Here is a 20,792-nt window from a genome sequence, read left to right on the forward strand (position 1 = left end):
CGCGCCGGGCAAGCCGATCTCGACGCCCGCGACAGCGCTGCCCGAGCCGCCGGACGCCGCCGCACGGACCTGAGCGCGGGCGCGGGCCGCACGACGGTTCGATACCCGCGCCCCTCGCGAATGCTGCGCCTGTTGCACCCATCGTGACGAGCGTGGTGCCCCACGAGAAGACCAGAACACACGTCGCTTTACACAAGGGAGATTCACACCGATGTTGCACCACCGCCCGTTCACAGGCCGTGGCGCCGCCCTCGCGCGCGCCTCGCATGCTTCGACTCGTCACCCGTCGCCCTCCTCCATGACGCGCGCCATCGCCGGGGTCTTTGCCGTGTGCGCCGCCTCGCTCTCGCTCGCGTCCGGCAGCGCCTTCGCCCAGCAGGCGCCGGACGCGCAGCCTGCGGCCAATGGCGCAGCGGCGGCCGCGCTGCCGGCCACGACCGTCTCCGCCGGGCGCGATGACGATGTCAAGGTCGAGCGCGTCTCGAGCGGCGCGCTCGGCACGCGGCGCGCGGTCGACACGCCATTCTCGGTCACGGCCGTGAACAGCGAGCAGATCAAGAACCAGATGGCACAGACCGCCACGGACGCCTTCAAGTACGATCCGTCCGTCAGCACGCTCTCGGAGAACAAGCGCAACGAAAACTCGTACTTCGCCGTGCGCGGCATTCGCGTGGACATGCTCGACGGCACGAAGGTGGACGGGCAGAACTTCGTCTCCTGGCAGGCCGACATTCCGCTCGAACCGTTCGAGCAGGTCGAGTTGCTCAAGGGCCTGTCGGGCTTCATGTACGGTTTCGGCGCGCCGGGCGGCATCATCAACTATGTGCTCAAGCGCCCGACCGACGAGCCGCTGCGTCAGATCTCCGTGGGCTACGAAGCGAGCAACGTCTGGAGCGAGAAGGTCGATCTGGGCGGCCGCTTCGGCCCGGACAACCGCTTCGGCTACCGCCTGAACCTCGTCAACGAGGAAGGCAACACGGCCGAGCCGAACAACCACGTGCGCCGCAAGACGATTTCGTTCGCGACCGACTTTCGCGTCACGCCCGACCTGACGATCGGCGCCGACGTCATGTACTGGAAGCGCCAGACCACGGGCACGCTGTTCGGCATGAACTTCGCCGGCGCCGGGGCGGTGGCCGACGCGAACAAGGTGGCCCGCAATCTCGCCCAGCCCTTCACTTACTACGAAGGCGACACGCTCTCGGCGGGCGCGTCGGCGGACTATCGCATCAACGACCAATGGAAGGCCAATTTCAAGTATCGCTTCGCGCGTCAGAACCGCCTGAACGGCGACAGCTTCCTGTCGGTGCTCAATGCCGCCGGCGACTACGCCGACACGCAGTACAAATGGAAGACGGCTTACTACTACCAGGCGTGGGACGGCATGGTGCAGGGCAAATTCAGCACCGGCGCCCTCAAGCACGACGTGGTGTTCGGCGTGGGCTACCAGAGCCAGACGAAGCTCAACGACAACGGCATCGGCGGCAACGGCATTGCGCTCGGCACCAGCAACATCTATAACCCGTCGCTGCTGCCGAACCAGGACATCGGGCTCGACTATCAGCCGTACCGCAGCGAGAAGATTTCGCAGCGCGCGATCTATGCGAGCGACACGATCGGCATTACCTCGCGTATCTCGGTGCTCGCCGGCTTGCGCTACACCGAGTTCCATGACGACGTGTATGACACCAGCGCACAGACCACGTCGTCCTACCGCGCGAAGCCGGTCTCGCCGACGGCTGCGCTGATGTACAAGACCGACAACGACTCCACCGCCTACGTGAGCTACGTTGAATCGATGGAACCGGGCGGCTCGGCAGGCATTACCGACAAGAACTACCCGCAGACCTTCGGCCCGCTCACGAGCAAGCAGTACGAGGTGGGCTGGAAGGCGGACAAGGACACGTGGGGGGCGAATCTCGCGCTGTTCCGCGTGGAGCGCGGCTACGGCTACACCAACCAGGCGGGCTACTACGTGCAGGACGGCACGCAGCGTTTCCAGGGCCTCGACGCCAGCGGCTGGGTGCGTCTGGCGCGGGACTGGCGCGTCATTGGCGGCGTCTTGCTGCTCAACACCAAGGCCGTGGACGTGGACGATCCGGTGGTCGCCGGCAAACGCATCTTCGCCACGCCGCGCTACGTGGTGACCGGCCGCGTCGAGTACGACACGCCGTTCGTGCGCGGCCTGACGGTGGCCGCCGGCGTGAAAGTGACCGGCCAGCAGGAAGTCGATGCCGCCAATACGCTCTCGGTGCCCGCCTACACCACGATCGACCTGTCGGCGAGGTACACGACCCGCATCGCGGGCAAGGCGGTGGTGCTGCGCGCAGCGGTCAACAACGTGACCGACAAGCACTACTGGACGACGACGTACAACGGCTTCGTGCTGCCGGGCTCCACGCGGACCTTCCTCGCCAGCGCCACGATGGACTTCTGAGCCACACGCGGGGCAGGAAAACGATAGGAAAAAGGAAAAGGCCGCTCGAATGAGCGGCCTTTTTTCTTTTCTCGTTGCCCGCCGCTGGCGGGCAGTCGCGCGAACGGCGGCTCAGCCCACGAACGCGCGCTCGACGAGGTAGTGCCCCGGCGCGTGGTTGTGGCCTTCGACGAAGCCGCGCTTTTCCAGCAATTCACGCGTGTCCTTGAGCATGGCCGGGCTGCCGCACAGCATCACGCGGTCGTGTTCCGGCGTGAATTCCGGTAGACCGATGTCCGTAAAGAGCTTGCCCGACTCCACCAGCTCGGTGATGCGGCCCTGGTTCTCGAACTCCTCGCGCGTGACCGTAGGATAGTAGATCAGCTTGTCGCGGACGTACTCGCCGAGGTACTCGTGCTCGGGCAGGTGCTGCGTGATCAGCTCGCGGTACGCCAATTCGCTGGCGAAGCGGCAGCCATGCACGAGGATGATGTGCTCGTAGCGGTCGTAGACTTCCGGGTCGCGGATGATGCTCATGAACGGCGCGAGCCCCGTGCCGGTCGAGAGCAGATAGAGGTTCTTGCCCGGCAGCAGGTTGTCGTTGATGAGCGTGCCCGTCGGCTTGCGGCCCACGATGACCTTGTCACCGGGCTTGATGTTCTGCAGACGCGAGGTGAGCGGACCGTCCTGCACCTTGATGCTCAGGAACTCCAGCTCTTCCTCGTAATTGGCGCTCGCCATGCTGTAGGCACGCAGCAGCGGCTTGCCTTCGACTTCCAGGCCGATCATCGTGAACTGGCCATTGACGTAGCGGAACGACGCATCGCGCGTCGTCTTGAAGCTGAACAACGTATCAGTCCAGTGGTGGACTTCCAGCACGGTCTGTTGATTCTGTGAACTCATATTCGCGTTGACGTTTGACGGAGGGCGGCGGCGCGGTGCACAGGCCTGGCCGGGAGTCTCCCGGCCCGCCTGGGGTGTGCCTGCGCGGGCCGTCCGTGATGGCCCCGATGCCCGGCCCCGGACGTGTCGGGTGCACGCACTGTCGGTCGAGGGCGGGAAAACCCCACTATTTTACCCCAATTGGGAATGGCTTTCATTTGTCCGCTTCATTTGTCCCCTGCGCACGCGCGGGATTTTCGGCATGGGGATTGATATCCGTTACGGCGCGTGCGCCCTCACCCCCTGCTGTCCCATATAAGTATCGTATTCAAGCGCCGCAAGACGGCGCGCCAGCCGGTGTGCGCCCAGCAGCAGCACGCCAAGCAATGCCGCGGCGAATCCGTAGCCGTAAAGCGCCGGGCCGTAATGCAACGTGGCCCAGGTGAGCACGGCGTTGAGCACCACCAGCAGACCGGTGAGCAGCAGCACGTCGCGCCGCCGGTCCAGATAGAACAGGACGTTGAGCACGCCGAGCAGCAAGACTTGCAACCCCGCCGCAATCACATCCACGCGCAACAGCGGCTGCCAGGCCGCCGGCATGCCGACGAGCCGCAACAGGTCGTCGCCGAACGCGAAGACGAGCAGCGTCACCACCGCCTGCACCTTGAGGATCTCGTAGAGGCCCGCGCGCACGGCGCGCACCATCGATATGCGCGAGGCCGAGATCTGGCGCAGCGTGCCGCCATGGCGGATCGCGTCGAAGAAGCCTGCGTAAGCCTCGGCGAAATCGGTCTCGATGCGCAGCAGGAACACCGCCATGCCCGGCATCACGCACAGGTACGAGAGGAATATCGGCAGGTCGTAGACGGGCGCCGCGCGCAGGGGACCGATCACCGCCATGCCGGTCGCCGGCGACGCCCAGAAGATCAGCTTGTCGATCCATACGCCCAGCCCGAAGCACACGCCGACGCCCACGAGCGACAGACGGAGATTGCGCGGCACGAAGACGTCCCACGAGAGCCAGGTCGTCGTCCGGTACTGGCGCACGACGATCGCCGTGAGGCCCAGCAGCAGGCAGGTGTGGCCGATCACGAAACCGCCGAGCAGTCCGGCAAGTCCGTAGCGCCCGAGCAGGACCGCGCTCACCACGCACAGGCTGTAGCCCGCGCAGAACACGCCGAGAATGGCGCGGTACTGCTTCACGCTCGTGAGAAACAGCACCACGATCCACAGATTGCCCAGCAGCACGAAGCCGACCCACATCAGCCAGCGATATGCGAGCGGCTGGCCCGCGAAGAGCGTCTGCGACAGCACGAGGCCGACGACGCCCATCGCGACGGTCGTGACGAGCGTGACCGCGTTGAAGGAGGGCATCACCGCCTGCGGCTCGCCCGCGAAAAGCCTGTCACTCAGATAACGCGTGAACGCAAGCTGGATCAGACCGGTGGCGATCACGCTCGACGCGATCAGGTACGTGACCGACACCTGGAACTGCATGAGAACCTGCGGCGGGTGAACGTTTGCGAGGCTCATCAGGCCAACCAGAACGACCCCGACCATCGAGAGGACCAGCGGCCCTGCGCTGATGATGCCCGCGTAGCTGTACGCGGCGAGCGTTCCCGAGAGCGTATCGCTGCGCAGCAGGCGCCGCAGCTCGAAACCGATGCCGGCCATCAGTCCGCACTCCCCGCCATACGGCGGCAACAGAGCCCCTGATACAGCGAACGATACGCGTCGCACATCATGTCGAGCCGGTAGTAGCGCGCCACGCGCGTCATGCCGGCCTGGCGCGCGGCATGCCACTCGGCGGGCTCCAGCACGTCCACGATGGCCGCGGCGAGCGCCTCGGGGTCGGCCATCGGCACGACGCGCCCCGCGCGGCCCAGCGCCCGGTCTTCCGCACCCTGCCCCTCGATCACCTGACGGCATGCGCCCACGTCCGTCGCCACAACCGGCACGCCCGCAGCCGCCGCTTCGAGCATGACGAGCGGCAATGCTTCGGACACGGACGAGAGCGCGAGCACGCCGATCTGCGGCAGCACCGATTCGACGGCGCGATAGCCCATGAAACGCACTTGAAACTCCATGCCGAGACTTGCCGCAAGGTCGCGGCACTCCTGCGCGTAGGCCGGATCCTCCGTGTCCGGCCCCACGATCCATGCCTGCACGTCCGGGCGCGCGCGGTACGCAATGAAGACCGCGCGCAGGAACGTCTTGATGTCCTTGACCGGCACCACCCGGCCCACGAGCGCCACGACGGGCGGAATGTCCGCATCGCCGGCGCAGGGCGGCGACGGCCGGCGCAGCGCCGCGAAGCGCGCCACGTCGACGCCGTTGGGGATGACGCGCGTCTTGCCGACCGGCGCGCCGTCGCTCACCTGTCGCCGGCGATTGCCCTCGTACAGCGCGACGATCTCGTCGGCGGCGTCGTAGCACACGCGTCCGATCGCCTCGAAGAAGCGCATCCACAGGTTCTGGAAATAGCCCACCTGCGAGATGTCGCGCTCGAACGGTCCACGGTTGTCGCGCAGCCATTCGCTTTGCAGCAGGTCGAGCTTGCGCTCCTTGGTGTAGCTGCCGTGCTCCGTCACGAGCAGCGGCCGGCCGCTGCGCATGCGCAACATCGCGCCCAGCAACCCGGCATAGCCGGTCGACACCGTGTGGTACATCCGCGCCGCGGGCAGCGCATGGGCGAGTCGCGCGAGCTGCCAGATCGGCCTGTGCATGGCGCGCACCGTCCAGAAATAATCGGTAAACGAGGGGTCGTGGCAATGCCGTTCGTACCGCTCGGTGATGAAGCCCCACGCGCTTTCGCCATGCAGGAACGCCGCTTGCGCGAGCGGCTGGCCGTCCTGCAATTGCGGCACAAGCCGCGAGAGCAGGTCTCGCACTGTGTCGTCCGCCCCGGTCGACGGCTCGCGTAGCGACGCGCCGCCGTCGGCGCCCGACGCATGGCGACGACGAAACATGTCGTGCATGCGGGCGACGTCCGCGAATGCCGGGGCCTCGCCGGACTTCGGGCGCGTTCGCGAAGGCCGCCCGGGGGCGCTCGCCGATGGTGCCGATGATGCTGACGGCGCCGGCGTTTCATAAAGGTAGTGCGCTTCGAAGTGCGCGACGTTGGGCGGCATGGCGTACACCGGTTCGCCGTAGTCGTCACGACGACTGCCGATGAACACGACCGCAAACGTCAACTCGGGAAACGCACGGATGAGCTGATCCACCCACGAGGACACGCCCCCTCTCACATACGGAAACGTACCTTCGAGCAGCAGCGCGACGTCGGCCACCACCGCGCTGGCCACCCGATCGGACCCCGGAGGTGCGGGTGCGAAATCGCCGGGCGTCGTCATGGCCGCGTCCAGAAGCGCACGGCAGGTTGCACCACCGGCGAGACGGCAGCGCCCGTCACGGCACTCTCGCCAATGCCGCCGAGCAACTGCGACACGTGGTCGTAGCGGCCCTTCTGAAACGCGGCTTCGGCCAGCCAGGGCAGCAGGCGCTCTGTCGGGAAACTGTGGAACTGCGCGTGCCGCAGATACATTTGCGCCGCGTCGGGCTGCTCGCGCATGAGTGCGCAACGGCCGAGCAAATACCACATCGACGCGTCATCCTCATACTGCGCCAGCGTATTGCGCGCGAACGTCTCCACGCGCTCCAGCGTGTAGCGCAGCACTTCGCCGCGCACGAGATTCTGATAGACCAGTTCCCAATACAGTTGCGCGAGCCGCCGGGCGGCGTGGGCGCGTTCGTCGTCGTCCTGGGCCGCCTCGTGCCAGGCTCGCGTGGCGAAAATCTGCTGCATGATGCGTTTTTCCAGTCCGTCGAGAATGCCGTAGGCCAGCAGGCGCACCTCCTCGACCGGATCGGCGAGCAAGTCGCGCGCGATTTCGCTCGTCACGCGCGAGGGCAGCGCCTGCACCGAGACGAGCGCCGCGACGCGGTCGTCGCGCTCACCGCGCACGTTGCGCAGCCGCGCGCGCAGGCGCATGCCCGCGCCGTGCCGCACGCGCGCCATCAGATGCGACACGAAGCCGGGTGCGCTCACCCGCAACGCTTCGGGCGCCTCGCGCGGTGGCGGAAACAGGTAGCCGAGCAGCAGGACGCCCAACATCACCGCAAGGCCCGCCATCGGAAGGAAGAAGACGATCAGCGCCGCATGCAGAAAGACGCCTCGCCGCTGACGGTAGCGGGCCGGCAGCACCCGCACCATGAAGAGGCCGGCCAGCGCGGCCGCCACGGCCTGCCATGCCAGAACGACCGGCAGCGCGCCCGACGCCACGGCGTCGCCGGCCGTCAGCACGAGCTCCAGCGCGCGCAACTGACAAGCGATGGCGAGCGCCGCACCGCCCAGCAGCGTCAGCCAGCGCACCACGCGCAGACAGTGCGTCACTCCGCTGCGGCGGGCGTGCCACCTCGGGGCCATGCGCGAGTTCCCGGATGGCGGCTCAGCCATGATCCACACACCGCTCCATGAGCTTGAGCAGTCCCTCGCCGGGCGACTCGGGGTCCACATGGGCCGTATGAACCGCAATGTGGCCGGTCTCGAAGTCGACGTCGTACTGCTGGCGCAGCAGCGTCTCGACGCGCATCAGGTAGCCGTCGATCCCGTGCTCGTCCGTGATCGGCATCAGCGCAATCGCAATCTGGCGACGCGGCGTGCCAATGGTCCACAGCGCGTCGAGCGCGCGCCGCTGACGCACTGTCTGCTCGAACAGCGAATCGCCTCGCGCGCCGCGCGGGAACGCGAGCGCGACCAGCGACGATTCGATGCCGCTCGCGCGCTTCAGACGCGCCAGGCGGCCAAGTTCGAGCGCGAAGTCGTATGGCGCCTGCGGCACCGATTCGCGCACGGCGGCCACGAGCGGCTGATGCGCCACGCCGTCGGCGTAATACGCGAGCAGGACGAGCAGCAGTTGCAGATTGTCGTGGTTGAGCGCCAGGAACGGCATGCGACGCACGATCAACAGGCTCACCAGCGTGCCGTCGCCGTCGAGCAGCGGCGCACACGCGAGGCACGCGCGGGTGTCGCTTGCCGCATCGTCGGCGCGCACGTGGGCAAGCGTGCCCTCGCTCAGGCAATGCTGCACGAGCGGGTCGTCCGGATTCGGCTCGAACCCTTCGCCAACCCGTGCAATGGCGGTCGGCACGAGCCGGCCCGCGCGCACGGGAAAAAGCGACGCGACCTCGATCTGGCACGTGAGCGCGGCGAATTCGAGCATCGGCTGTGCGTTGGGCAGGCCGCTGCCAAGCGTGTGGATGTCGCCCGCGCGCCGTGAGCTCAGATCGCGCAAGCGGGTGAGTGCGTCGCGCAACGTCACCGGCCGGGCCAGCAAGTCGCGTTCCAGACGCTCGTGCGAGACGCGCAACAAATAATGGTTGTGCGTGATCGCCACGAGCCGGTCGCTGTAATAGGCGTTGATGCCCTGTGCGCGATGCGCGCGATTCGACCAGATGTCGCAGAAGTGTCCGGCGACCAGCGCGACGATCGTGCCGCCGGCGAAGTGCACGGTGGGGAACGGCATGCCCGGCCGCGCGCTCAGCCCATACCAGCCGGCCACGAGCACCAGCGAACTGGCCACGCCGGCGAGCGCGCCGTAGCGCAATGCGAAGACGAGCACGACGAGCCACAACCAGGGGAATTGCGTGGCGAGCAGCAGCGGATCGTCGGGCCGAAGCCGCCAGGCCACCAAGAGCGCCAGCACGGTGCCGACGACGACTTCGAGCAGCGCGAACGGACGCACCATGGCAGGCGCGACCCATCGCCCCCAGCGCCCGAGATTGCCGAGCGGCTGCGAGCGACGCACGCGCACCGACGATGGCGCGTCGCGTGCCGGTTCGGCGTCTTCTGGCGTGGCGGTAGTCACGTGGCGCTCGCGGAAAAATGAGTTCAGCCGGGTCGTGCGGCCGGATGCCCCGGGTGTCGGGCCCTCGGCTGCGCGTCGTCGCACGCCATCGAAATGCCCTGAATGCGGCAAGGGCGCACGCGCGACTGATGCGCGATGGCAGTATGCACGGTTGCCCGTCATCGGACGGCGTCTCGCCCCGGCACACCGGGCCGCAATGGTGGCACCGGAGGGGCGGCAGTGGATCGCAGATCCGCCCTTCCCGGCACAGGCCGGGACGACGTGTCATGCCCTGTCACTGCTGATCCGAACTGGTCTCCCAGGTTTGATGGGACCGCACTTTACACACGGCCGGTCCTACTTTCGTCCCCATTTTCATCGTGCGAAAACCCACGGCCTTCCTTCAGGAGACCGGCTCGCCTTCGAACGTGTACGGACCGTCGTACCGCCCGACGCAGGCCATGTGCGTGCGCAGGCCCGCTCCCGGCTGCCACAGGTGCAGCGCAAAACCGGGGGGCTCGAGCATGATGGACTCCGGGGCGTCGGCCGCGAGGTCGAGCGTGATCTGATGCGCCGTCGATACGCATGTGCTCGCCAGGACGCCCGGCGCGCCTTGCACGCTTGCGTGAATGCTGCGATGCAGATGGCCGCAGATGACGCGCTCGACATGACGATGGCGTGACATCACGCGAGCGAAACCTTCGCGGCTCTGCGCGCAAAGGCCCATGCCGTCCATCCAGTGAATCCCCGTGTCAAACGGCGGGTGATGCATCGCCACGACGGTCGGTCGCGCCGCGCAGGCATGCAGCTGCTCGTCGAGCCAGGCGAGTCTCGTCTCGCATAGACGGCCGCCGGGCCGCGGTGGGTTCTGCGTGTCGAGGGCGAGCACGGTCAGAGGCCCGAGGTCGACGCGGTACTGCACGAACTCGCCGCCCGTCCGTAAATAGGCGTGGTCGGGAAACGCCTCGCGCAGCCACTCGCGATGGTCGTGGTTGCCGACGACGAGATACAGCGGAATGGACAATCCGGCCAGGCATTCGCGCAGTACTTCGTATTCCGACGGATACGGCGTGTCGACCAGATCGCCGGTGGCGATGACGGCGTCCGGGCGCGGCGAGAGACGCTCAATGGCAGCGATCGCCTGACGCAGCGCGCGTGCCGTATCGACGCGTGCGCACGCCAGCGTGTTGGGACGAGTGACATGAAGATCGGTGATCTGACATAGCAGCATGGGGCAATTCCTCGAAAAGATGCGGCGTGCGCCGGGCGGCGTCACGCTAGCCGGCACGAATGACGCCGCGATGACGTCACGTGGGGCCAGCACGGAGCGCGCCGATGCCAACCAAAAGTCGTCTTCGTGCGCAAGCCCCCGGAAGGCTAGGGAAACCCCCAAAGCCCGCCTGGCAAGGGATTGCGCGCAGGCATGCCCGGAGATGGCCGGAGATACCGGGATTTTGCAATCAAAAACGAGAAAGTACGCGGCATGCCATAACAAAATCGCCGCAAACCGTTGTCAGGACTGGCCCACAGCCCGTCGAAGGCTCTATAATGCGCCTGCCCGGCCAGTGCCGGCGCCCTCTCGATGCGTGACGGGGCAGATCCGCGGATCGCGCCTGCATGACGCGTCGCGAAGGCGAACCTCTGGCGTGTGCCGCGTGCCTTATGGCGCGGATACAACACCGACACTCGTCAAATGACGAAAGTGTTAGAGTTGTCGCCGGTATTCACCACCTCTCAAGGGAAACACACATGAACAAACAGGAACTGATCGACGCCGTCGCCGGTGTTACGGGTGCAAGCAAGGCTCAAACTGGCGAAACCATCGACGCTGTGCTCGAGGTCGTCAAGAAGGCTGTCGCCAAGGGTGACTCGGTTCAGTTGATCGGCTTTGGTTCGTTCGGTTCGGGCAAGCGCGCTGCGCGTACCGGCCGTAACCCGAAGACCGGCGAAGCGATCAAGATCCCGGCCGCCAAGACCGTGAAGTTCACGGCTGGCAAGGCGTTCAAGGACGCCGTCAACAAGAAGTAAAACCAGTTGCGCGCAGGCCGGCCTCCGTGCCGGCCTATCTTTTTTGCTCGCGCCATCGCTTTGCGACATGCGGCAAACGGATGAGCGTCACGTCATCCTCTCGCGAGGTCCACGACTGATGTGACGCCGCGTGCCTCGCGGGTGTCCCGCACACCGATCCCTTCGGAGACCGGGCGCCCGCGACGAAAGCCCCCACCGCCTGGCGTCGTCACCCGCTCCCCCCTTTCTTCGCTCGCCTTTCTTCCCTCACGTTTCCTCACGTTCGCGCTTTCTCGCTCCTTGCGCGTCTCGTCGCTTCCGTTTCGCCAGTCGCATTGCACCGTCTGGTTGTACCCCCGTTGCGCCCTCTCGTTGCGTCCTCTGGTTGCGCCCTCTCGTTGCGCCCTCTGGTTGCGCCCCCTTTTTCGCATCGTCCGGCACAATTTTTCGCCGCGGCAACTGTGCTATGTTGCGTGACATGACACGCGCGACGACTGCGGCGACTGCCGCCTCCCCCGAGGTTTCGCACGCTGGCGACACGGCCGTCGCAGCCGCACTGCCCGACGCCGCCCAGGCGCGTCGTCTGTCGGCCCCGCGTGTGCTGGTGATGCTCGCCGCCGCGGTGATCGCCGACTGGCCGCCGCAACCCGATTCGGCCGGCCATACCGACCCCGCCGGCGCGATCGAGCCGGAGACCGTTCATCAGCTTCGCATTGCCACGCGGCGCCTGCGCGCGCTGATCGACGTCTTCTCCGCCTGGCTGAAGCCCCGCTGGCGGCGGCGTCTGAACGACGAACTCCGTTGGCTCCGCCTCGAGATGGGCCCCATGCGCGATGCCGACGTGCTGGCCACCACGACCCTGCCCGCGTTGCGCATCGAGCATCCCGACATCGAATGGCCCGCGCTCGACGCACACGTCGCCAGGCTGCGCGGTGACGCACAGGCGCAAGCCGCGCGAGCGCTGAGCAGCGAACGTCGGGTCGCGCTGTACGGGTTGTTACGCCAGGCATTTGGCGTTGCGGAAGACGGCCGCGCCGACGTCCGCAACGCGAAGGCGCTGCGACGCGCATCGCGCACGCCGGGCAAGCGGCCTCGCACGCTGGCCAGGCACGTCCATAACGTGGTTCGGGAGCGCTACATCGCCTTGTTCCCGGATTGCCGACGTTTGGCAATGCTCGACACCGGGCAGTTGCACGCCCTGCGCGTGCGAATCAAGCATGCGCGCTACAGCGCCGAATTGCTCGCGCCGTGGCTGCGCAGATCGATGCGCGCGCCGTATCAGGACACGCTTCGCGCCGCGCAGGCCTTGCTCGGGCAACTCAACGACGCCGTCGTTGCCCAGCGCTTGTGCGAAGACTTGCCGATAAGCGCCGAGCAGCGCGCCGTGCTGACGGGCCGGCTCGATACGATCATCGTCAACGCCACGAGCCGCGCCGCGCACGTGCTTTGCCATCTGCCCGATGCGCAGACGCTCGAGCGCGGCCTGCGCAAGGCCTGACTTTCGTCACCACGGCCACGACGAAAAGCACAGAGGGCGGCCAGGCCGCCCCCTTTCGCGCTGTCGGTCTCTCGGGCTCCCCCTCGCTCATGCGCCGCGCCTCGCCCGTGAGCCTTACACCACCCTGGTCCTCAGCAGGCGCATCCCGTTGGCGATGACCAGGAGACTCGCGCCGACGTCTGCGAACACGGCCATCCACAGCGAGGCCAGTCCCACGGCCGCCAGGGCGAAGAACACCCCCTTGATGCCCAGCGCGACGGCAATGTTCTGTTTGAGCACCGCGGCCGACCGTTTCGACAGATCGATGAACGCGGGCAGCTTGCGCAGGTCGTCGTCCACGAGGGTGACGTCAGCCGTCTCCAGCGCGCTGTCCGTGCCGCTCACGCCCATCGCGAAACCAACGTCGGCGGCCGCGAGCGCCGGAGCGTCGTTGATGCCGTCGCCCACCATTGCCACGTGCCCGGACTGCTCGCGCAATGCCGACACCGCACGCCACTTGTCTTCGGGCAGCATCTCGGCGCGCACGTCGCTCACGCCGGCCTGCTCGCCGATCACCTGCGCCGTCGCCCGGTTGTCGCCCGTGAGCATGACCGTGCGCACGCCCATTTGGGAAAGCCGCGCCACCGCGGCTCGGCTCTCCTCGCGCAACGTGTCGGCGACGGCAAGCACGGCAATCGCCTGCGTTTCGCTCGCCAGCACGATGGCGGTGCGCGCTTGCGACTCGAGACGCGTCAACTCGGCCTCCACGCCCGCATGGCACACGCCGAGAGACTCGACCAGACGGTGATTGCCAAGGTAGTACAGCGTCTGCCCCACGCGGCCCTTCACCCCCATGCCGGGCAGCGCCTCGAAGTCGGTCACTGGTGCAAGCGGACCCAGCCCGGCGTCGCGATGCCCGTCGACGACGGCACGGGCGATCGGGTGGGTCGTCTGGGCATCGAGCGCCGCGGCGAGCGCGAGCGCACCGTCACGCGAGGTCTCGCCCAGCGGCACGACATCCGTCAGACGCGGCTCGCCGCGCGTGAGCGTGCCGGTCTTGTCGAGCGCCACGGCGCGAATCAGGCGCCCGTTTTCCAGGAACGCGCCGCCCTTGATCAGAATGCCGGCGCGCGCCGCTGCCGTCAGACCGCTCACGACCGTCACCGGCGTCGAGATCACGAGCGCGCACGGGCAAGCGATGACGAGCATCACGAGCGCCTTGTAGATCCAGGGCACCCACGCCAGACCGAACGCAAGCGGCGGCACCAGCGCGACGAGCAGCGCACACAGCACCACCACTGGCGTGTAGATGCGCGAGAACCTGTCGACGAAGCGCTGCGTGGGCGAGCGCTGCTGCTGCGCGGTCTCCACGATGCGCACGATACGGGCGAGCGTCGTGTCGCCCGGCGCAACCGTCGTGCGATACACGATGAGGCCGCTCTCGTTGATGCTGCCCGCGTAGACGTCGTCGCCGACCGTCTTGTCGACGGGTACGCTTTCGCCCGTGATCGACGCCTGATTGAGCGCCGAGCTGCCTTGCTCGATTACGCCGTCGATCGCGATGCGCTCGCCTGGACGCGCGCGAACCCGCGAGCCGACCGGCAACGTGGCGGCGGGTACGTCGATCCAGCTTCCGTCGGACTGTTCCACGGAAGCCTGATCGGGCGCGAGGCGCATCAGCGCCTCGACCGCGCGGCGCGCTCGCGTGAGCGATGCGGCCTCGAGCCGCTCGGACAAGGCGAACAGCACAATGACCATCGCCGCTTCCGGCCACTGCCCGATGCACATTGCGCCAATCACGGCGAGCGACATCAGGAAATGAATGTTCAAGGTGAAGTGGCGCAGCGCGATCCAGCCTTTCTTCAACGTCGGCAGGCCGCACGACAGGATCGCCGCCACCACGATGGCGCCCACCCATGGACTGTGCTCCGGCACGCCCGACCAGACGGCGACTTCGCTGGCGGCGGCGAGCACGCCGCCCGCTGCCAGACGCCACGCCTCGCGCGGGCGCGCCTGGGGAGCCGGTGGCACCGCGTCGGTGGCGCCGCCGAGCGGCACCGGCGTCATGCCTAGCTTGCGAAGCGTTCCGGCGACGGACTCGCTGTGGCGAGCGGCGTCGCGCGCCGACATGCGCGCCTCGAAAACGACGGTCAGCTCACGCTTGAGAAGATTGAAATAGAGAGCGTCGACGCCGGGTTGGCGCTCGAGCTGATCGCGAATCAGACGCTCTTCGGTCGGGCAGTCCATCTGGTCGATCCGAAAGCGCGCCTGCGGCGCACCGGTGTCGGGAATCGGCGCGGTCGCCGCGACCCGCGCAACTCCCGCACAGCACGCGCCGTCGGCGTGCGAGTGCCCGGCGGGTGCCGGTGAGGCGTGCGCGTGGGCATGGTCGTGCTCGTGCTCGTGCTCGTGACCATGCGGGTGCGCATGATGGGGCGTCTGTGCCGCGTCGTGGCGATGGACCGCGCCGCCGACCGCGCCGCGACGGGGCATCGAGGAATCCGCTGTCATCGGGTCCGCGATCGAACCCGTCATTGGCTGCGCAATCGGGGGCGTCACGCGGGCCGGCTTCGAGGGGTTGGACATGCTCACTCCTGGTTGACCGATTCGTGTTACCCTCCATTCAAAACCCTGTAGTGACTACGGAGTCAAGCATGAAGATCGGAGAACTGGCCCGGGCGGCGGGCACCGACGTCGAAACGATCCGTTATTACGAACGCGCCGGCCTGTTGCCGCCGCCGCCGCGCACCGATTCGGGTTACCGCACTTATGGCGAAGATCACCTGGAAGCGTTGCGCTTCATTCGTCACTGCCGCTCGCTCGACATGCCCCTTGCCGACGCCAAACGCCTCGGCGAGCTCGCTCACGACACGAGCGTGACATGCGAAGACGCCAATCGGCTGATCGAAACGCACCTCGCGCGCGTCCATGCACGCATTCACGAATTGCAGGCGCTCGAGCAGCAGTTGCTGCACCTGCAGGCGCAATGCCAGAGCCGCCACGACACCAGCGACTGCGGCATCCTGCGCGCCCTCATGCAAGGCGCCAACGGCGAAGCCTGCGCCTGCCACAACGACACCGATCCAATCGGCGTGGCTTGCGATCACGCCCTCACCCCCGCCTCTCACCCCGCATCCGGGCATACGCATCGGCATACCGGATCGCCGTCACGTCGGGGCGGCTCCGCGTAATCTTGCGCAGTCGTGCGTAATCATGCGTAGGCAAATTTTTCCTCGCACAGCGTACACCGAAGCAATGCGCCACGACATTGCCTACGAGCCGGCGTCAGAAGCGCGGGCCGTTTGACGTCTTTCGTTGCATCGCCGCACGCCATCGCATCACAAATGTGATGAATTGCGTGTTTTCCCGCGCAAGCAGGGGCAAATCGGCCCAGTTTCTATACAATGTCCCGCACGCGTCGTGCCGCGCCGCATTCGAGTCTGCGAACGGCGATCGCGCAACGCCCGGGGGCGCGCCGATAGATCGCCATCCGTCTCAACACTCGTTTATTTGCCGGAGACTTTATGTCCAGCGACGTATCCGCAACGCCGACTCCTGCGACGCAAAGCAGTGCCGACATCGTCATCATGGGCGCGGGCGCGGCTGGCATTTCCGTGGCCGCCAGTCTGCGCCGGCGCCGCCCGTCGGTCTCGATCACGATCATCGATCCGGCCGATACGCACTACTACCAGCCGGCATGGACGCTCGTCGGCGCCGGCGAGTTCGACGCGGCGCGAACGGCGCGGCCCATGTCGAGCGTGATCCCCGAAGGCGTGAACTGGGTGCAGGCCGCCGTCACCGCATTCGTGCCGGAACACCAGCAGGTGCTGCTCTCGGATGGCCGCCGCATCGCGTATCGCTATCTGATCGTCGCCCCCGGTCTGCAACTGAACTGGGAAGCGATCGACGGCCTGACCGATACGCTCGGGCGCAACGGCGTCACGTCGAACTATCGCTTCGATCTCGCCCCCTACACATGGTCGCTGGTGCGCGAGTTCAAGGGCGGCAACGCGCTCTTCACCCAGCCCCCCATGCCGATCAAGTGCGCCGGCGCCCCGCAAAAGGCGATGTATCTGTCGGCCGACACATGGCGGCAGAACGGCGTGCTCGACAAGACCCGGATCGAATTCCACCTGGTGGCCCCTGCGCTTTTCGGCGTGAAGGACTACATTCCGGCGCTCATGGAGTACGTGAAGCGTTACAACATCTCGCTCAATCACCTCTCGCACCTGCGTGCGGTCGACGGTGAGCGCCGCGTGGCGCGCTTCGAGATTTTCGATGCCGACGGCCAATCGCAGTTTGTCGACAAGTCTTTCGATTTCCTGCATGTGGTGCCGCCGCAAAGCGCGCCCGACGTGCTGCGCACCAGTCCACTCGCCGATGCCGCGGGTTGGTGCGAGGTCGATCCGGCGACGTTGCGCCACGCGCGTTACGTCAACGTGTTCGGGCTGGGCGACGCCATCTCGGCGCCCAACGCCAAGACAGCGGCCGCCGCGCGCAAACAGGCGGTAGTGGTCGCCGAAAACCTGCTCGCGGCAATGGACGGCCGCGCGTTGCCCCTGCAGTACGACGGCTATGGGGCGTGCCCGCTCACGGTCGAGCACGGCAAGATCGTGCTGGCCGAATTCGGCTACGGCGGCAGGCTGCTGCCCACGTTCCCGATCGACGGCACACGCCCCAACCGCTTCGCGTGGATGCTCAAGAAGTACGTGCTGCCGAAGGTGTACTGGGATTTCATGTTGCGTGGACGCGAATGGCTGGCGCAACCGAGCCGCTCCGACCATAGGTGAAACCCCAACTCAATTTTCATGGACGGGTGCCGTTAAAGGTCAAAGGACCCGGTTTCGCGACCGGGCACGAGCTTCTTGTCGGGCCACGCCTTGCGCGCGGTCTGCCGGGGACGCAGGCGCGGCGCACCGGGAGATGAGCGCCGCCTGCCTGTCACCGGCCGACACATTTACGCGTCTTATGCAGAACATGATTCAAGGGTTTTCCGGCGGCACGACCTGTTCGACGCGCAGGCTTGCCCAGCCTTGCGGTATTACACGCGGCACTGACCACCGTTCAACCGTTCGGGCGACGTTCGCCTGCCTGCCGAGATGAACGATACAAACGCGCTGCGCCGGCAAGTCGTGCTCGCCGATCTGCTGCTGGATCGTCAGCGGCTGTTGCGCGCCCTGAGTCTCAAGCTGCGCACGCCGAGCCCGGCCGGCAGCCACAGCGCGCTCGTCGTTCTGCATGTCGGGCGCGGCCAGCGCACGGCAACGAGCCAGGCGGCCATCTCGGACGCCGATCTGCTGGCGACCATCGCGTTTCGCATCGGTTCACGCATTCGCCGCCGCGACCTGATCGGGCGCGTCTCCGATCAGCAGATCGCCATCCTGCTGCGCGACCTGGGCAGCCGCGAGGCCGCCGTGCAGGTCACCCGCCGTTTCATCCGCGCCGGCGAGTCGCCCGTGCCGTGCGGCAACGGCCTGCTCTACCCGATTCTCTCGGCTGGCATCACGCATCTGCCGCAGGTGCCCGTCTGGCCGGCCACGTTGCTCGAACACACCTCGGACGTGGCCGACCAGGCCATCCGCGAGAGTGCGTCGCGTTTTCTGGTGACCGAGGCGCCATTAGCGCCGACCGAAGGCGTTCAGCCGCCCGACGAAGCGGGCAACGAACACTATTGGCGCAGCGCCATCGGCCGCGCCCTGTCCGAGTCGGAATTCCGCCTGCACTACCAGCCCCAGATCGACATGCGCACGCACCGGCTCACTGGCCTGGAGGCGCTCATCCGGTGGCAGCGCGACGACGAACTGATCATGCCGGGTGAATTCATCCCGGCCGCGGAGCGTTGCGACGTGATCGGCCCGATCGGCGACTGGACCCTGCACGAGGCCTGCCGCCAGCTCGATCAGTGGCACAAGGAGGGCGAAGAATACCCGCGCGTGGCGGTCAACCTGTCGGCCCAGCAGATGCGGGTACAGACGCTCGAGACGGTGCGCTACGCACTGCGGCATCATCGCGTGCCGCCTGACAAGCTCGAAATCGAGATCACCGAGTCGTCGCTGATCTCGCATCTCGACGAAGCCGCCACGTTGATGAACGAGCTCGTGGCGATGGGCGTGCGTCTGTCGCTCGACGACTTCGGCACCGGCTACTCGAGCTTCGTGCGCCTCAAGCGCTGGCCGTTCGGCACGGTCAAGATCGATTATCAGTTCGTGGCCGGCGTGCTGCTCGGCGGCTACGATACCGAACTCATACGCGCCATTATCGCGATTGCCCGCAAGCTGGAGATCGAGACCGTCGCCGAAGGCGTCGAGACGAGCGCCCAGCGCGATGCCCTCGCCTCGCTCGGCTGTCATGCGTGGCAGGGGTATCATTGCACGCGTCCCCTGCCGCCCGGTCATATCGAAACGTTCATTCGTGATTGGCACGGGCGCCTGTAAACGCGTCTGCAACCGCTTCAGCCATTGACCAACGTTCTGTTCAATCGCCGTCGCGCCGCTCCCGTCCTCGTTGCCGGACTGGTCGCTCTCGCGTGCGTCGTCATTGCCTGGGGGCTGGCCCGCTTTGCGGCCGACCAGCTCGTGGCGAACCGCTCCGCACGCCTGCTCTATGAAGAGCGCAGCGTCGCGAGCCGGCTGGCGCATGGCACTGTCCACACGGTCAATCAGGACCTGATCCTGATTCGCGGCATTCCGCAGGTGCTCGCGCAAATCGAGCAGATCCAGGCAGCCGCCGAGCAAATCGACGATCACCCGGTCGCCGGACTGCCGCCCGCGAAGGCCCGCGAGGCATTGCTGGCCAACGCGACGCTCAAGCCGGTCAACGAACTGCTGCATGCGACGCAGCTTTACTTCGGCGCCGACCTCGTCTGGCTCGCGACACCCGACGGCACGACGATCGCCTCGAGCGACGCCCACACGGCCGACCCGCTCGTGGGCGAGAACTACGGCGACCGCGAGTATTTCCGCATCGCCGTGCTTGGCGGCAACGGGCAGCAATACGTGATTGGCCGCAAGACGCGTTTGCCGGGCATCTACTTCACCGCGCCGGTCTACCAGGACGGTCGACTCGTCGGCGTGGCAGTCGTCAAGCTCGGGCTGCGCCGGCTCGCGCACTGGGTCGACTCCGGCCTGTCGTTCGTGACCGACAAGAACGGCGTCATCGTGCTGGCCAACGACCCGACCTTCACGGGCATGGCGGTGCCCGGCGCAGGCGTGTTCAAGCTCACACCGGCCGAGCGGCGACGCATCTATCAGCAGGAAGACTTCACCGTCGTTCCCATCGAGAACTACGACCTCTCGCCGGCCACCCCGGCGTTTCTGGAGAACGAAGACGTCGAAGACGGCGTGCGCGACCCGCGGCTCGTGCGCGTGAGACCCGACGACCAACCCTATCTGCTCGAAGCCGACGCGGCACTCGACAGCGAACTGGTGATCTACACCATGAGCGAGGTGCCCACGCTGGGCAGTCTGTTCGTCGAGCGTCGCCGCTATGCCGTGCTGGTGTTCGCGCTCCTGCTGAGTTCGGCGGGCGCCCTGTTCATGCTCATCCGCTACCTGCGCCGGGAAAAGCTCCAGCTCACCGACACGCTGGCCAAGAATGCCGCCCTCGAACACGAAGTCAAATACGACGCGCTGACGGGCGCACTCTCGCGCGGGCACTTCCTCAAGCGCCTGCGCGCGGAGCTCATGCAGGCCAGCGCGACCGAGGTGCCGACGAGCATCATCCTCGTCGACCTCGACCATTTCAAGCAGATCAACGACACCTGGGGCCATGCCCTTGGCGACACGGTGTTGGCCACGTTCGTCCGGCTTTGTCACGAATCGTTACGCGAAGATGACATTTGTGGACGTTTGGGCGGCGAAGAATTCGCTATTATCTTGAGTGGCGCCAACGAGGCGCGCGCCTTCGAGGCCGCAGAGCGACTGCGCGAGGCCGTTCGGAGTGCTCGCATCGTCGTCGACGCACGCACGCTGCAGTTCACCATCAGTGCCGGCGTTGCCGAGTGGCATGCCGGCGACGACGACAATGCGTGGCTGCAACGCGCCGACGCAGCGCTGTACCTTGCCAAATCTCGCGGACGCGACCGCTGCGCCCGCGAATCCGACCTCCGGGTGCTCTCCCGGGCAGGGTCGTAACGGACTTCGGGCTCACCGGCCCGAGGTCGCCA

At 66.8% G+C, this 20,792-nt stretch carries 14 protein-coding genes; 7 read left to right on the forward strand and 7 right to left on the reverse strand.

The features are described from left to right. Positions 1-298 precede the first annotated feature (298 nt). Positions 299-2,437, forward strand: coding sequence for a TonB-dependent siderophore receptor (locus PNO31109_RS21005; RefSeq protein WP_150557387.1), 2,139 nt, complete (start codon positions 299-301; stop codon positions 2,435-2,437). 111 nt (positions 2,438-2,548) lie between these two features. On the opposite strand, the gene PNO31109_RS21010 is transcribed toward PNO31109_RS21005, so the two are convergent. From PNO31109_RS21010 to PNO31109_RS21040, 6 genes are all read right to left on the reverse strand, one after another. Further along, complete coding sequence (locus tag PNO31109_RS21010) at positions 2,549-3,319, reverse strand: ferredoxin--NADP reductase (RefSeq protein WP_150557388.1); 771 nt, start codon at positions 3,317-3,319, stop codon at positions 2,549-2,551. A gap of 258 nt (positions 3,320-3,577) precedes the next feature. Further along, the gene (gene pelG, locus PNO31109_RS21015; protein WP_150557389.1) at positions 3,578-4,972 is read right to left on the reverse strand and encodes an exopolysaccharide Pel transporter PelG; all 1,395 of its coding nucleotides are present in this window, start codon (positions 4,970-4,972) and stop codon (positions 3,578-3,580) included. Then, entirely contained in the window at positions 4,972-6,651 is a 1,680-nt protein-coding gene (pelF, locus tag PNO31109_RS21020) for a GT4 family glycosyltransferase PelF (RefSeq protein WP_150557390.1), read from the reverse strand. The genes pelG and pelF overlap by 1 nt, the downstream gene beginning before the upstream one ends. After that, positions 6,648-7,724 carry a tetratricopeptide repeat protein gene (locus PNO31109_RS21025; RefSeq protein ID WP_174966491.1) on the reverse strand — a complete coding sequence of 359 codons (1,077 nt, stop codon included), beginning with the start codon at positions 7,722-7,724 and terminating at the stop codon, positions 6,648-6,650. Before PNO31109_RS21025 ends, pelF begins: the two co-directional genes overlap by 4 nt. 22 nt (positions 7,725-7,746) lie before the next feature. Continuing rightward, a complete protein-coding gene (locus PNO31109_RS21035) occupies positions 7,747-9,165 on the reverse strand; it encodes a PelD GGDEF domain-containing protein (RefSeq protein WP_244958222.1) in 1,419 nt (472 codons plus the stop codon). A gap of 382 nt (positions 9,166-9,547) precedes the next feature. Continuing rightward, positions 9,548-10,375, reverse strand: coding sequence for a phosphodiesterase (locus tag PNO31109_RS21040; RefSeq protein ID WP_150557393.1), 828 nt, complete (start codon positions 10,373-10,375; stop codon positions 9,548-9,550). Between the two features lie 518 nt (positions 10,376-10,893). On the opposite strand from PNO31109_RS21040, the gene PNO31109_RS21045 reads away from it, so the two are divergent. After that, positions 10,894-11,172 carry an HU family DNA-binding protein gene (locus PNO31109_RS21045; RefSeq protein ID WP_150557394.1) on the forward strand — a complete coding sequence of 93 codons (279 nt, stop codon included), beginning with the start codon at positions 10,894-10,896 and terminating at the stop codon, positions 11,170-11,172. A gap of 457 nt (positions 11,173-11,629) precedes the next feature. Beyond that, the gene (locus PNO31109_RS21050; protein WP_206111490.1) at positions 11,630-12,649 is read left to right on the forward strand and encodes a CHAD domain-containing protein; all 1,020 of its coding nucleotides are present in this window, start codon (positions 11,630-11,632) and stop codon (positions 12,647-12,649) included. Between the two features lie 114 nt (positions 12,650-12,763). On the opposite strand, the gene PNO31109_RS21055 is transcribed toward PNO31109_RS21050, so the two are convergent. Continuing rightward, positions 12,764-15,214 carry a heavy metal translocating P-type ATPase gene (locus PNO31109_RS21055; protein WP_244958223.1) on the reverse strand — a complete coding sequence of 817 codons (2,451 nt, stop codon included), beginning with the start codon at positions 15,212-15,214 and terminating at the stop codon, positions 12,764-12,766. A 68-nt stretch (positions 15,215-15,282) separates the two neighbouring features. On the opposite strand from PNO31109_RS21055, the gene PNO31109_RS21060 reads away from it, so the two are divergent. From PNO31109_RS21060 to PNO31109_RS21075, 4 genes are all read left to right on the forward strand, one after another. Beyond that, positions 15,283-15,819: a Cd(II)/Pb(II)-responsive transcriptional regulator gene (locus tag PNO31109_RS21060; protein ID WP_150557396.1), complete on the forward strand. Its 537-nt coding sequence runs from the start codon at positions 15,283-15,285 to the stop codon at positions 15,817-15,819. Positions 15,820-16,152: 333 nt separating this feature from the next. Next, positions 16,153-17,418 (forward strand): NAD(P)/FAD-dependent oxidoreductase, encoded by a 1,266-nt coding sequence (locus PNO31109_RS21065; protein ID WP_150557397.1) that lies wholly within the window; start codon positions 16,153-16,155, stop codon positions 17,416-17,418. Positions 17,419-17,727: 309 nt separating this feature from the next. Then, positions 17,728-19,062 (forward strand): putative bifunctional diguanylate cyclase/phosphodiesterase, encoded by a 1,335-nt coding sequence (locus PNO31109_RS21070; protein WP_150557398.1) that lies wholly within the window; start codon positions 17,728-17,730, stop codon positions 19,060-19,062. Between the two features lie 24 nt (positions 19,063-19,086). After that, entirely contained in the window at positions 19,087-20,760 is a 1,674-nt protein-coding gene (locus PNO31109_RS21075) for a sensor domain-containing diguanylate cyclase (RefSeq protein WP_150557399.1), read from the forward strand. Positions 20,761-20,792 lie beyond the last annotated feature (32 nt).

This window comes from Pandoraea nosoerga (assembly GCF_902459585.1).
GTDB classification, from domain to species: Bacteria; Pseudomonadota; Gammaproteobacteria; order Burkholderiales; family Burkholderiaceae; genus Pandoraea; species Pandoraea nosoerga.

Bases quoted from the DNA above. Each gene is read 5' to 3' on its own strand.
- PNO31109_RS21005 (WP_150557387.1), top strand. From the start codon at position 299: ATGACGCGCGCCATCGCCGGGGTCTTTGCCGTGTGCGCCGCCTCGCTC.
- PNO31109_RS21010 (WP_150557388.1), bottom strand. From the start codon at position 3,319: ATGAGTTCACAGAATCAACAGACCGTGCTGGAAGTCCACCACTGGACT.
- pelG (WP_150557389.1), bottom strand. From the start codon at position 4,972: ATGGCCGGCATCGGTTTCGAGCTGCGGCGCCTGCTGCGCAGCGATACG.
- pelF (WP_150557390.1), bottom strand. From the start codon at position 6,651: ATGACGACGCCCGGCGATTTCGCACCCGCACCTCCGGGGTCCGATCGG.
- PNO31109_RS21025 (WP_174966491.1), bottom strand. From the start codon at position 7,724: ATGGCCCCGAGGTGGCACGCCCGCCGCAGCGGAGTGACGCACTGTCTG.
- PNO31109_RS21040 (WP_150557393.1), bottom strand. From the start codon at position 10,375: ATGCTGCTATGTCAGATCACCGATCTTCATGTCACTCGTCCCAACACG.
- PNO31109_RS21045 (WP_150557394.1), top strand. From the start codon at position 10,894: ATGAACAAACAGGAACTGATCGACGCCGTCGCCGGTGTTACGGGTGCA.
- PNO31109_RS21050 (WP_206111490.1), top strand. From the start codon at position 11,630: ATGACACGCGCGACGACTGCGGCGACTGCCGCCTCCCCCGAGGTTTCG.
- PNO31109_RS21055 (WP_244958223.1), bottom strand. From the start codon at position 15,214: ATGTCCAACCCCTCGAAGCCGGCCCGCGTGACGCCCCCGATTGCGCAG.
- PNO31109_RS21060 (WP_150557396.1), top strand. From the start codon at position 15,283: ATGAAGATCGGAGAACTGGCCCGGGCGGCGGGCACCGACGTCGAAACG.
- PNO31109_RS21065 (WP_150557397.1), top strand. From the start codon at position 16,153: ATGTCCAGCGACGTATCCGCAACGCCGACTCCTGCGACGCAAAGCAGT.
- PNO31109_RS21070 (WP_150557398.1), top strand. From the start codon at position 17,728: ATGAACGATACAAACGCGCTGCGCCGGCAAGTCGTGCTCGCCGATCTG.